The sequence below is a fragment of the Streptomyces sp. NPDC053474 genome, assembly GCF_044544845.1.
Taxonomy (GTDB): Bacteria; Actinomycetota; Actinomycetes; order Streptomycetales; family Streptomycetaceae; genus Streptomyces.
Map to the genome: position 1 here is coordinate 291,557 of NZ_JBITXV010000009.1, position 12,956 is coordinate 304,512.

The 12,956-nt window shown below is 74.8% G+C and carries 11 protein-coding genes; 7 read left to right on the top strand and 4 right to left on the bottom strand.

Features of this window, described 5'->3' with window-relative positions; genetic code table 11:
- Window positions 1–13 precede the first annotated feature (13 nt).
- Window positions 14–1,435, bottom strand: coding sequence for an aldehyde dehydrogenase family protein (locus ACIG3E_RS22995; protein ID WP_399619412.1), 1,422 nt, complete (start codon window positions 1,433–1,435; stop codon window positions 14–16).
- Window positions 1,435–2,517, bottom strand: coding sequence for a phenazine biosynthesis protein (locus ACIG3E_RS23000; protein WP_399619415.1), 1,083 nt, complete (start codon window positions 2,515–2,517; stop codon window positions 1,435–1,437). Before ACIG3E_RS23000 ends, ACIG3E_RS22995 begins: the two co-directional genes overlap by 1 nt.
- Window positions 2,518–3,605: 1,088 nt before the next feature.
- On the opposite strand from ACIG3E_RS23000, the gene ACIG3E_RS23005 reads away from it, so the two are divergent.
- The 7 genes from ACIG3E_RS23005 (at window position 3,606) to ACIG3E_RS23035 (ending at window position 11,211) form a co-directional block, all read left to right on the top strand.
- Window positions 3,606–4,088, top strand: a complete 483-nt coding sequence (locus ACIG3E_RS23005) for a carboxymuconolactone decarboxylase family protein (protein ID WP_030689292.1) — start codon at window positions 3,606–3,608, stop codon at window positions 4,086–4,088.
- A 92-nt stretch (window positions 4,089–4,180) separates the two neighbouring features.
- Window positions 4,181–4,762, top strand: coding sequence for a hypothetical protein (locus tag ACIG3E_RS23010; RefSeq protein WP_399619417.1), 582 nt, complete (start codon window positions 4,181–4,183; stop codon window positions 4,760–4,762).
- Window positions 4,759–5,913, top strand: coding sequence for an FAD-dependent monooxygenase (locus tag ACIG3E_RS23015; RefSeq protein ID WP_399619419.1), 1,155 nt, complete (start codon window positions 4,759–4,761; stop codon window positions 5,911–5,913). Before ACIG3E_RS23010 ends, ACIG3E_RS23015 begins: the two co-directional genes overlap by 4 nt.
- A 126-nt stretch (window positions 5,914–6,039) precedes the next feature.
- Window positions 6,040–7,038, top strand: coding sequence for an aldo/keto reductase (locus ACIG3E_RS23020; RefSeq protein ID WP_399619421.1), 999 nt, complete (start codon window positions 6,040–6,042; stop codon window positions 7,036–7,038).
- 77 nt (window positions 7,039–7,115) lie between these two features.
- Window positions 7,116–8,657 (top strand): FAD-binding oxidoreductase, encoded by a 1,542-nt coding sequence (locus ACIG3E_RS23025; RefSeq protein WP_399619423.1) that lies wholly within the window; start codon window positions 7,116–7,118, stop codon window positions 8,655–8,657.
- 134 nt (window positions 8,658–8,791) lie between these two features.
- A complete protein-coding gene (locus tag ACIG3E_RS23030; protein ID WP_399619425.1) occupies window positions 8,792–10,246 on the top strand; it encodes a lyase family protein in 1,455 nt (484 codons plus the stop codon).
- 179 nt (window positions 10,247–10,425) lie between these two features.
- Window positions 10,426–11,211 carry an SDR family NAD(P)-dependent oxidoreductase gene (locus ACIG3E_RS23035; protein ID WP_399619428.1) on the top strand — a complete coding sequence of 262 codons (786 nt, stop codon included), beginning with the start codon at window positions 10,426–10,428 and terminating at the stop codon, window positions 11,209–11,211.
- A gap of 23 nt (window positions 11,212–11,234) precedes the next feature.
- Here ACIG3E_RS23035 and ACIG3E_RS23040 read toward each other — a convergent pair whose 3' ends face one another.
- Together ACIG3E_RS23040 and ACIG3E_RS23045 are read right to left on the bottom strand one after the other, a co-directional pair.
- The gene (locus ACIG3E_RS23040; protein WP_399619431.1) at window positions 11,235–11,984 is read right to left on the bottom strand and encodes a helix-turn-helix domain-containing protein; all 750 of its coding nucleotides are present in this window, start codon (window positions 11,982–11,984) and stop codon (window positions 11,235–11,237) included.
- 494 nt (window positions 11,985–12,478) lie between these two features.
- Complete coding sequence (locus ACIG3E_RS23045; protein ID WP_399619433.1) at window positions 12,479–12,955, bottom strand: (2Fe-2S)-binding protein; 477 nt, start codon at window positions 12,953–12,955, stop codon at window positions 12,479–12,481.
- Window position 12,956: the final 1 nt, after the last annotated feature.

Consider the following 12,956-nt stretch of genomic DNA (forward strand, 5'->3'; position numbering starts at 1 on the left):
GGGCGGGCAGGGGTCAGGCGGGGCGGATGAGGGCTTTGGGTTCCAGGAGGAATCCGGCGAGGCTGCCGTCGTGGGGCAGTTCGGGGCGCGAGAGCCAGGGCCGGACGTCCCCGGTGGTGACCTTGCGGACGCTCGGCTCGTGCAGGAGCTGCTCGGCCAGGTGCGTGTGGCGGCCGCTCAGGCTGACCACCAGGGAGTTGCGCAGGGGGGCGGTGCCGTGTGCGTCGTCCCAGGGGGCGACGACGACGAAGGGGAAGGGCAGTTCGGTGCCGACCAGGGGGTGGTGCGGGTCGTCCACGGAGATCACCAGCGGGCGCATCACGACGCTGGTGTCCTCCAGGGCGGTCAGCGGCCCTCCCGGGTAGCGGGCGCTGGAGTGGTCGGTGCCCTGGGCGGCGAGCTCAGCCAGATAGGGGCCAAGGGCCTCGGCGTTGGCCTGGGTGGTGGCGGGCAGCAGGGCGTGTGCCGCGGTGACGGGCAGCGGGGGCAGCGCGGCCAGGCGCTCTGCCAGGGCCTCCGCGAGGGCGCCGACGTCACCGCTGGTCAGGACGGCGGAGATGTTGTTGCAGCGCACCCCGCCGTCGTCGGCGATCCACGAGGCGAGGCTCTCGCCCAGGGCGGCGGCGCTGTCGGCGTCCACCAGGGCCTTGCTGCGGCCGGGGCCGCGCACCAGGATGTCGCGCCGGTTGCCGTAGCGGGCGGCCGCGTCCGGGCCGCCGTAGACGATGCCCAGGTCGGCCTGGTCCAGCAGGTGGTCGCCCAGGTCGTGGCCGCCGGGCAGGAAGGCGAGCCGGTGCGCGTCCAGCCCGGCCGCCAGCAGCGCCGCGGTCAGCCGGCGGGGGGTGAAGGGGTCCTTGCTGCCGGGGCGCAGCAGCACGCTGTAGCCAAGGGAGAGGGCGCGCACCCAGGTGACGTTGGGCTCGGGGTGGTTGTTGGGCACGACCACGGCCAGGACCTGGCCGCGCGGCACCCAGTGGCGGGCGAAGGCGCCCTCGGCGAAGGGGGCGGGCAGCTCGGCGGCGTTGAGCTCCTCGATGCGCGCCAGGGCGGAGCGGATGCCGGTGGTGGCGCGCTCGACGGTGGCGCGCGGGGAGCCGGTGGCCAGCGCCACCCGCCGCTGGTACTCCCCGGGGCTCTCGCCGTCCAGGGTGGCGGTGGCGAACAGCTGTCCGGCGGCGGCGAACAGCTCCGGCCCCGGGGCGCCCGGCCCGGCGTGGGCGCGGACCTCGTGCACGGCGGCCTGGGCCAGCAGCCGGGGGGCGAGCCCGATCTCGGCGACCACCTGGCCGTCCACGCCCTTCAGTTCGGCCCGGTCGCGGCTGTCGACCTCCCGTCCGGCGATGACCGGGTTGAGCCGCACCACCGGGGCGGGCCGCCCGGCGCAGGCGGGCTGCTCGGCGGGGGCGGGCCGCTCAAGGGGGGCGGGGGCGCTCATCAGTAGACCCCCTCGATGACGCGGGCGCCGCCCTGGGAGGGCAGCGGGGCGATGTCGGCGAGCCCGTCGACGCTGTCGCCGGGCGCCGGGCGCACCCGGATCGCGGTGTCCCGCTCCAGCACGTTGGGCAGGAACATGTCGCGGCTGAGCAGGTGCACGCGTACCTGGCCGCGCTCGCCGTAGGCCACCGGCGCGCCGTGACTATCGACGAGCTCGACCACGGACTGGGGGAAGAAGGGGCGGAAGACGGCCGGGTACACATCGCCGTCCTGGCGCGGGCGCTGCGGGGCGATGCCCATCAGGGTGTTGCCGTAGATCGCGGCGATCCGCGCCCGCGGGAAGAACGTCTCCTCGATCTGGCGCAGCGACTCCGCGCTGATGCTCGTGCCCGCCCACACGATGCCCTCCAGGCCCGCGGCCAGGCGCTCGTACAGATCACGGCGGCCCACCAGCGCCTCCAGGACCGGCGGGGTGATGAACAAGACCTTGATGTCCTGGGACTGCACGATCAGTTCGACCTGGTCCAGCAGGTAGGAGCGGTACTCGCTGGCCAGGTCGGTGCGGCCCGAGCCCAGCAGGCGCTTGACCCAGCGCGGGTCGAAGTCCACGGTGAAGGCCACACCGCCGCGGCGCTGCGCCAGATGGCGGATGGTGCGCCCGACCACGTGCGGCCCGGTGGGGCCCACGTGCAGCCAGTTGCCGGTGGCGGGGAAGCCGTGGGCGTCCAGGACGGTGCTGACCCAGTCGACGTTCAGGCCGCGCGAGACGCTGTCGACGACGCGCTTGGGCGCGCCCAGGGTGCCGCCGGACTCGAAGACCTCGAAGGGCGCACCGGTGTGCCCGGCCGGGATGAGGTCCTCCACGGCCACGGTGCGCAGCTGGTCGCTGACGTCGGGGAAGCGGCGCAGGTCGGCCAGGGCACGGATGTCACGCACCGGGTCGAAGCCGAGGGTGGGGGCCAGGCGCAGCCAGAACGGCGAGCCGGTCGCGGCATCGAAGTGCCAGCGCAGCGTCCGGCGCAGATGGGCGTCGGCATCGGTGTCCAGAGGAACCAGAGGGGCGTGCGGGAGCAGTTCGGTCATGGTGTGTCAGCCCAATTCGTCAGGGTGAGAGGGAAACGGGGCAGGCCTGAGCCGGTGGCGCGCTCAGGCCTGGGCGGGCATCGCGGGCAGGGAGGTACCGGGCGGGGGGAGCACCCATAGATAGCTTTCAGAAAAGCTTTCTTGATGTCAAGAGTCAGCCGCGATGCGCTGCGAATTGGGCATCCGCGAACCACCAACAACCCCTACGAATACGGAGATTCAGCTACGCGGGACCGGCGAAGGGCGGGTGGATTTCACGGGTCCAGCTTCTTTCAGAAAAGCTTCTTGGGGTGGCTGGGCGAGGGGCTGCGCCCGGGCAGCGGCGAGGGGGGAGCCCCGCCAAGCCGACCTGACGGAGCGTCAACAGTGCTGCTGCGGACCGGATGCGCAGGCCCGCAGAGGGCGGCGGGGCGGCCCGGCGACGCCGCCGTGACCGCCCGTCAACAGCGGGGCGGGGTAACGGCCGTGGGCCGGACCGAAGCCCAGCGACGGCAAGGGCGGCGGCCCGGTGGCGACGGGCCCGCCACGGCCGGGCGGCGGCCCGAGGCCCAGCCCGGCGGCAGCCGGGGCGGCGGCCCGAGGGGGCGGGCGGGGCGGCGGCCCGAGGGGGGGCGGGCGAGGGCGGCCGGTGACGGATGAGGCGCCCGGCGCAAGCGCGTCCACGGCCCAGCGGCGGCAAGGCGCCCCCCGCCCCCCCCGCGCGTCGCCCCGGCAGCAGCCCGGCACCAGCGCGGCCCCGGACAACGCCCCGGTCGCCCCCGCATGACGAACCGTCACAGTCCCAGCCAGGACCCTCCAGCCACGGCCCCCAGCACGGGCCTCCGGGGCACCGGCCTCCGGTTCACGGGCCGCCTTGGGTCACGGGTCCCCGGGAACACCGACCTCCGGGTCACCGGCCTGCCCGGGTCACGGGCTGCCTCCGGGGCACGGGCTCCCGGGGCACGGGCTCCCGGGCCACCGGGCCTCCCCAGGGCACCGACCTCCGGGGCACCGGGCCTGCCCGGGTCACGGGCCGCCCCCGGCCAATGGGTGCGACAGTGGGAAGTCGCGCTTCCCCCACCACCGGAACCCTTCCTACCGTGCAGGGCATGACCACTGCCGAGTCCTTCCCCCGCCTGAAGCTGTCCGAGCTGGCCCCCCAGGTCTACTCCGCCATGGGACGCCTGCACGCCACCGCGGAGAAGGCCGCCCAGGAAGCGGGACTTGAGCACTCCCTGCTCGAACTCGTCAAGATCCGCGCCTCGCAGATCAACGGCTGCGCCTTCTGCATCGACATGCACACCCTGGACGCCCGCGCCGCAGGCGAGCGCGAACAGCGCCTGTACGCCCTCAGCGCCTGGGAGGAGACGCCCTTCTTCACCGCCCGCGAACGCGCCGCCCTGGCCCTGACCGAGGCCGTGACCGTCATCCACACCGACCACGTGCCCGACGACGTCTACCAGGCGGCCCTCAAGGAGTTCAGCGAGGCCGAAGTCGCCCAGCTCATCTGGGCCGCCGCGGTGATCAACGCCTACAACCGCATCGCCATCTCCACCCGCATGGTGCCCGGCAACTACACCCCCAAGGCCTGACACCCCACGCCGCGCACCTCCACCGTGCCGCCGGCGCTCCCGGCCCCGGCCTTGGCCGCGCCGGGCGGCACCCGCGCTGAAAAGGGCCGCAGATGACCCGCCGCACCCCCTGCCACCCCGCCGAACAGCCCGCCCTGCTGCGCGCCCAGCAGTTCGCCGACCCCTTCACCCGGCGCCTGCTCACCCACCGCGGCTCCACCACCGCGCTGCTCGAACACCACCTGGGCGCGCCGCTGGCCCTGCGCCTGGTGGCCCAGCGGGTGCGGCGCACCGGCATGGAAGCCGCCCACCTGCTGCCCCTGCTCGGCCTGCGCGCCGACGAACCCTGGCTGGTGCGCCGCACCGAACTGCGCCACGCCTCCCGCGCGGCCGTCTCCCGCAACCTCGTCATGGGCCCCGTCCCCCGCCGCGCCGACCTGTGCACCATCCTCACCAGCACCACCGTCCCGCTGGGCCGGGCCCTGGCCGAGCACCGCCTGCCCCAGTGCCGCCGCCTGCTGCGCGTGGGCTGCTCCCCGTGGCGGCCCCTGGCCACCACCGCCGCCTGGCGCGGCTACGTCGTGCACGTCGATGACGAACAGCCCTTCTACGTGGAGGAGTTGTTCCACCCCGCCATCGCCCCGGCCCGCCTGCGCCCCGCCGTGCACCTTGAGCCCGCCGCGGCGGTGCCATGAGCGAGGTCACCGTCGTCGGCGCCGGCCCGGTGGGCCTGGCCGCGGCCCTGGCCGCCCGCCACCACCGCCTGCCCGTCACCGTCCTGGAAGCCCACCCCGAACACCGCCCGCGCCCCGGCAGCCGCGCCATCTTCGTGCACCGCGCCACCCTGGACCTGCTCGATGCGATCGACCCCGGCCTGGGCCGCACCATCGCCCAGGAGGGCCTCATCTGGCGCACCCGGCGCACCCTGTGGCGCGGCCGCCCGGTCTACACGCGCACCTACCACGGCCCCGCCGACCGCATCCCCTTCACCAGCCTGCCCCAGACGGTCGTCGAGGACCTGCTGCGCACCGCCTGCCACCGGGCGGGCGCCGAGATCTGCTGGGACCAGCCCGTCACCGACATCCGCACCACCGCGCGCGCCGCCGAACTCATCACCGCCACCGGCTACTGCCACCGCACCGGCTACGTCATCGCCGCCGACGGCGCCCGCTCCACCCTGCGCACCCGCCTGGGCATCCCCCTGAGGGGCACGACAGCTCCCACCGGCTTCGCCGTGGCCGACCTGACCGGCGAAGCCGGTGGCCTCACCCCCGCCCGCGTCTTCCACTACCGCCACCCCGCCGCCGGCGGGCGCAACGTGCTGCTCGTGCCCTTCGCCGGCGGCTGGCGCGTCGACGTCCAGTGCCGCGACGGCCAGGAAGCCGCCACGTGGGCCGCCACCGCCGCCCGCTGGCTGCCCGACCTGCTCCCCGGCGCCCGCCCCGCCGACCTGACCTGGTCCTCCGCCTACCGCTTCCACCAGAAGGTCGCCGCCTCCTTCACCGACCCCCACCACCGCGTGCTCCTGGCCGGAGAGGCGGCCCACCTGCTGCCCCCCTTCGGCGCGCGCGGCATGAACTCCGGCATCGCCGACGCCGTCGCCGCCGCCCGGGCCATCGCCCAGGCCACCCCCCAGGCCCTGGCGAGCTGCGCCCGCGCCCGGCGCGCCGCGGCCCAGGCCAACGTCCGCGCCGCCGCGAGCGCCCTGGCCCACCTCCAGGCCGCCCGGCCCCTGCGGCGCACCACCCAGCACGCCGCCGCCCTGCTCGCCCCCCGCCTCACCCGCGCCGGGCGCTGGCTGGACCACGCCCCCTTCGGCCCGCCCCTGCACACCGTCCACTACTGACGCCCCCTCACCACCCGGCCCCCACAGCCGAGTTGAGCAACTTGCCACAGTAACCCCCCGCGTGTTGCCCCCCACCCGCGCGCACACCACGCTGTGCCGCATCCGACCCGCCCAAGGAGAACCGCCGTGCTCCACCGCGCTCTTGGCACCACCGGCCCCCAGGTGTCCGCCCTGGGCCTGGGCTGCATGGGCATGTCCGCCCTCTACGGCCCCGCCGACCGCGACGAGTCCCTGGCCACCCTCCACGCCGCCCTGGACGCGGGCATCACCCTGCTGGACACCGGCGACTTCTACGGCATGGGCCACAACGAACTGCTCATCCGCGACGCCCTGCGCCACCACCGCCGCGACGAGGTCCAGCTGAGCGTGAAGTTCGGCGCCCTGCGCCGCCCTGATGGCACCTTCCTGGGCTACGACGGCCGCCCCGAGGCCGTCCACACCTTCCTGGCCTACTCCCTGCAGCGCCTGGGCACCGACCACATCGACATCTACCGCATCGCCCGCTGCGACCCCCAGGTCCCCATCGAGGAGACCGTCGGCGCCATCAGCGACGCCGTCAGCGCCGGATACGTACGCCACATCGGCCTGTCCGAAGCCGGCTGCGCCAGCATCCGCCGGGCCGCGGCCGTCGCCCCCATCACCGACCTGCAGATCGAGTACTCCCTGCTCGGCCGCGGCATCGAGGCCCACATCCTGCCCCTCTGCCGCGAACTGGGCATCGCCACCACCGCCTACGGCGTCCTGGCCCGCGGCCTGATCAGCGACAACTGGCCCCGGGGCCGCGCCTTCACCCCCGACGACGTGCGCGGCCACACCCCCCGCTACACCGGCGCCAACGCCGAGTACAACCTCGACCTCGTCGACACCGTGCGCGCCCTGGCCAAGGAGCGCGGCGCCACCGTCGCCCAGACCGCCATCGCCTGGGCCCTGGCCAAGGGCCCCGACATCGTGCCCCTGGTCGGCGCCCGCACCCGCGAACGCCTGGCCGAGGCCCTCGGCGCCCTGGATGCCCCCCTCAGCCCCGAGGAGCTCACCCGCATCGAGGAGGCCATCCCTCCCGACGCGGCCCGCGGCGACCGCTACCCGGCCGACCAGATGCGCTACCTCGCCCCCCACACCGCCTGACCCGCCCACCGGCGTACGCAACGTCCGCACAAGCCTGCCACCTCCGCACCCCGCACACCGTCACGAAAGGGAACACCATGCCCACCAGAAGGGCCCTCCTGGGCGCCGGCGCGGGTATCGCCCTCGCCTCCTCCAGCACACTCCTGGTCGGCTCACCCCTGGCCCAGGCACGGCCCCGGCCGCCGCGCGGACCCCGCACCAACTGGGGACAGCTGTGCGCGGCCCTGCAGGGCGACCTCATCCTGCCCAGCGACAGCCGCTACGACCGCGCCCGCCAGCTGGCCTCCGCCCAGTTCGACCACCTGCGCCCGCAGGCCGTCGCCTACTGCGAGAACGCCACCGACGTGGCCACCTGCATCCGCTTCGCCCAGGACAACGACATCCACACCGCGATCCGCAGCGGCGGCCACAGCTTCACCGGCTGGTCCACCACCCAGGGCCTGGTCATCAACCTCACCCGCCTCAACTCGGTGCGCACCAGCGGCTCCACCGTCCACGTCGGGCCCGCCACCCAGATGGTCGACGTCGTCGCCCAGCTGGCCACCCACGGCCTGGCCGTGCCCGGCGGCTTCTGCCCCACGGTGTGCCCCGGCGGCTTCGTCAGCGGCGGCGGCCACGGCTGGCAGCACCGCAAGTACGGGCCCGCCAGCGACCGCCTGGTCGGCGCCCAGGTCGTCCTGGCCGACGGCCGTATCGTCACCACCTCCGCCAAGCAGAACCCCGACCTGCTGTGGGCGCTGCGCGGCGGAGGCGGCGGCAACTTCGGCGTCATCACCGACTTCGAACTCGCCCCCACCCAGGTGCCCGTGGCCACCACCTTCACCCTCACCTGGGACTGGGCCAAGGCCCAGGACATGCTGGTGGGCTACCAGCAGTGGGCCCGCAACGCCGCCCCCGAGGTGGCCCCCGACGCCGTCCTGCTGCTGCCCGACGCCCGCCCCGGCGCCGTGCCCACCGCCATGGTCACCGGCGCCTACCTGGGCACCGCTGGCCCCCTGAAGGCCTCCCTGGACCAGCTGGTCTCCCTGGTCGGCAGCGCACCCGCCTCCCGCGTCAGCCAGGAACTGCCCTACGACAAGGCGATGATGCAGCGCTTCGGCTGCGCCACCCTCACCACCGCCCAGTGCCACACCAGCGGCACCGCCCCCGGCGCGAGCCTGCCGCGCACCGCCTACACCAAGAACCGCGGCCGCATGTTCGCCCGCCCCCTGCCCGCCGGCGGCCTGAACGACCTGCTGAGCGCCTTCGAAGCGGCCCGCAGCGCCGGACAGACCCGCGTCATCAGCCTGATGGCCCTGGGCGGCAACGCCAACAACGTCGCCTCCGACGCCACCGCCTACGTCCACCGCGACGCGGAGTTCACTTCCGTGTGCGGCATTGACCTGAGCACCCCGCAGCCCACCGCCGCCCAGGAGAAGGCCGCCCAGGACTGGGTCGACGGCTGCTTCGCCGCCATCGACCCGCACTCCAACGGCCGCGCCTACGTCAACTACCCCGACCCCAAGCTCGCCGACTTCGCCCAGGCCTACTACGGCACCAACCTGCCGCGCCTGACCCAGGTCAAGCGCCGCTACGACCCGCACGGCTTCTTCCGCTTCCCCCAGGCCCTCACCCCCTGACCCTACCCCCGCCCCCCCCGGGGACGGCAGGACCTGCGGGCGCCCGCCCCCGCCACCCGGGGGCGGGGCGCCCCATGGCCCGCCCCGCCCCCGTCCCGCCGCCGTACGCCCGTCCCGCCCAGCGAGGTGCTCCCATGCCCGAACCCAGCGGGCCCGCCCCCGCCGCAGCGCCCCCGGCCCCCGCCCCCAGCCCGCCCGCCGCCGCGCCCCCGCCCGCCGAGGACACCGGCCTGCTGGCCCCCGTCCGCGCGGGCGTCCCGGCCGAGGAGGCTGTCACCGACCAGGCCTGGCTGCACGCGATGCTGGCCGCCGAAGCCGCTCTGGCCCGCGCCCAGGCGAGCCTGGGCACCCTCCCCGCCCCCGCGGCGGCCGCCATCACCCGCGCCGCGGCCACCAGCCGCATTCAGCCGCGCCTGCTGGCCCTGGCCGCACGCGAGAGCGCCAACCCGGTCGTGCCGCTGGTCAAGGAGTTCACCCGCGAGGTCGCAGCCCTTGACCCCGCCGCCGCCGAACACGTCCACCGCGGCTCCACCAGCCAGGACATCCTCGACACCGCCACCATGCTGGTCACCGCGCACGCGCTGCGCCTGATCCGCGCCGACCTGCACCGCACCGCCCAGGCCCTGGCCCGCCTGGCCCGCACCCACCGCGACACCCTGGCCACCGCCCGCACCCTGGCCCTGCACGCCCTGCCCACCACCTTCGGCCTGAAGGCCGCCAGCTGGCGCCAGCTCGTCAGGGACGCCCTCACCCGCGTGGACCGCCTCCTGGACGGCGGCCTGCCCGTCTCCCTGGGCGGCGCCGCGGGCACCCTGGCCGGCTACCTCGAACACGCCACCGCCACCGCCGACGCCGCCTCCTACACCCAAGACCTCACCCTGGCCTTCGCCACCGAGACCGGCCTTGCCACCCCCGACCTGCCCTGGCACAGCCTGCGCACCCCCATCGCGGACACCGCCGCCGTCCTGGCCTTCACCGCGGGCGCCCTCGGCAAGTTCGCCATCGACGTCCAGACCCTCACCCGCACCGAGATCGGCGAGGTCACCGAACCCACCCGGCCCGGCCGCGGCAGCTCCTCGGCGATGCCCCACAAACGCAACCCCGTGCTGTCCACCCTGATCCGCAGCACCGCCCTGCAGGTGCCCGCCCTGGCCGCCACCCTCTTTCACTGCCTGCTCGCAGAAGACGAGCGCTCCGCCGGAGCCTGGCACGCCGAATGGCAGCCGCTGCGCGAGGCGCTGCGCCTGGTCGGCGGCGCCGCCCACACCGCGGCGGCCCTCGCCGAGGGCCTGCGCACCGACCCCGAGCGGATGCGCCACAACACCGGCCTCACCCAGGGCCGCATGCTGGCCGAACGCCTCGCCGCCGCCCTGAGCGCGCCGCTGGGCCGCGCCCGCGCCACCTCGCTGCTCTCGCAGGCCTCCGAGGAGGCCGCCCGCACCGGGCGCCCCCTGGCCGAGGTCCTGGCCGCCCGGCCCGAACTGGCCGCCCACCGCGCCCTGATCACCCCGCTGCTGGACCCCGCCCACTACACCGGCGCCGCCGCCGTGCTGGTGGAGCGGGCACTGCCCCGGCAGGCGGACACCTGAGCTACCGACAGGTGATCCACCCACACCCGATCGAGCGCACTCACCCCCTGCGGGCCCCCGCCCGCCCCGCCCCGCCCCTAGCCTGAGGTCTCCGCACCGCGCCCGCCCCCCGGTCCGCCGAAGGGGACGGGCGCGGTGGAACACCCCCTGCCTGATTCAAGGAAGCGGACACCTCTGTCGTGGAACTGCACCTGAAGGACAAGGTCTTCCTGGTCACCGGAGCCTCCGCCGGGATCGGCGAGGCCACCGCCCGGCTGCTGGCCGCCGAGGGCGCGCAGGTCGTCACCGTCGCCCGCACCCCCCACACGCTCACCGCCCAGGGCCCGGCCATCGACTGCCTGGCCGCCGACCTCACCGACCCCGACGCCCCCGCCCGCCTCCTGCACACCGTCCTGGAGCGCCACCGGCACCTGGACGGCCTGGTGAACAACGTCGGCGGCCTCACCTCGCGCACCGGCTTCCTGGACGTGAGCGACGAGCAGTGGCTGCACAGCTTCGCGCTGAACTTCCACTCCGCGGTGCGCATGAGCCGGGCCGCCCTGCCCGCCCTGCTGGAGCGCGGGGCGGGCAGCATCGTCCACGTCGCCAGCGAGGCCGCCCGCTTCCCCGACGCCCCCGTCGTCGACTACGCCGCCGCCAAGACCGCGCTGCTGTCCCTCTCCAAGACCCTGGCCGCGGAGTTCGGCCCCCGCGGGGTGCGCTCCAACGTCGTCTCGCCCGGCCCCACCCGCACTGCCCTGTTCGACGCCCCCGGCGGCTTCGCCGACCAGCTCGCCGCCCGCTTCCAGCGCCCCCGCGAGGAAGCCGTCGACCACTTCGTGCGCGAGGTGCGCCGCCTGCCCACCGGCCGCATCGGCACCCCCGACGACGTCGCCCGCGTCATCGCCTACCTCCTCTCACCGCTGGCCGGGCAGGTCACCGGCGCCGAATGGGCGGTGGACGGCGGCGCCCTGCGCCAGCTGTGAACCAGCCCGCCACCGCGCGGGTGTTACTCCCGCTCCGCCGCGCAGGAGGCGACACAAGCACTGAGGTCCCCCCAGCCCTGCATCGAGCGGATGATGCTGTGACTGACGTGGTCCAGCAGCAGGCCCATCTCCCGCAGCCGCGTCCCGGCGGGCGTGTCGGCACCCAGGATGCCCGCGCCCTCATACGCGGTCTGCGCCAGGGCGGCGTTGCGCCGCAGGTTGCCCAGGATGGCGCGGTGCATCACATTGCCGTCGATCACGTACCGGTCGTGGCGGCGGCCCGCGTCGCGCTCGCGGCGCACGATCTCCTGCCGCTCGAGCTGGCCGATGGCCTTGGAGACCGAGGCCGGGCTCACCCGCAGGCGCCGCGCGAGATCGGCGGCGGTGACACTGCCGGAGTCGGTGACACAGAGGCAGGCCAGCACGCGCGAGACCATCCCCTGCAGCCCGATGCCGACCAGCAGCCGCACCAGCTGCTGCTCGAAGTCGCGCACCGCCTGGACGTCACGGCCATAGCCGTGGGCCTGGGCATCGGGCACCGAGGGCTGCGCCGCGCCCGCCGTGGGAGGGCTGCCGCGCCGCGCCCGGCGCCCCGCCGCGTGGTGGGCGCGGTCGGCCCGGTACTCGCGGGGGCCGCCGTTGCGCATCACCTCCCGGGTGACGGTCGACGTCGGCCGCCGCAGGCGTTTGGCGATCTCGGTGTACGAGAGCCCGTCGGCCATCCCCGCCGCGATGAGCCGGCGGTCCTGCTGCGTCAGTCTGTTTCCTGGCATGGGATGGTCACCTCGCGCGCTTCGGTGTGCGAGGGCCAGTGTGCGTTCAGATACAGCTCGTTGCAAAGCACGAATCAGCCACCCATTGCATTAACCAGCAGGCCCCTTGCAAGAATTTCCCCCCGCTGACCTGGGCACCCACCCCATACGGGCCCCCTCATTCGTTGACCCGAAAATGAACGCAACATAGCGTTTTCCGTGCGTTGAAGGCCCCGTACTGGGGCCCGCCGCCGCACGCGGTGGTCATCGGCGCCGAGGCGGCCGCCCAGGGGGCCCTCGGCCCCCGGCCGCGCCCCGACAAACGGCCAGGGCCCCCTCCGCGCGGAGGGGGCCCTGGTGTGGAGCGCCCGGCAGGCCTTGCACCTGCATTTCCCATCGGATGATGGGCGTCTTTCCTTGGACCACAGACGCGTGACTCCCGTGCCCTGCACCGGAGTTACGTGAAGATCATACACCGTTCGCGGGCGGCACCGGACCGGCTGCGCCGGGTGTGCTCACATCCGCGCGGCACCGGCCCGGATCGCCTCGCGGATGCGGACGTACGTACCGCAGCGGCAGATGTTGCGGATGCCGTCCAGATCGGCCTCCGTGATCTTGCGGCCCTCCTGCGCGACGCGGCGCACCAGGGCCACGGCAGCCATGATCTGGCCGGGCTGGCAGTAGCCGCACTGGGCCACGTCCTGCTCGAGCCAGGCCTGCTGCATCGGGTGCAGCTCGGCGCCCACGGTGGCGGCCAGGCCCTCGATGGTGGTGACCTCGTCTTCGGGGGTGAGGTCCTTGACCGGGATGGCGCAGGGGTTGGCCGCCTTGCCGTTGAGGTGGCTGGTGCAGGCCTTGCAGACGTTGATGCCGCAGCCGTACTTCGGCCCGGTCACGCCCAGAAGGTCGCGCAGCACCCACAACAGCCGCTCGTCATCGGCGGCTTCGACGGTGACCTGCTCGCCGTTGAGACGAAACGTGTGCTCAGGCACG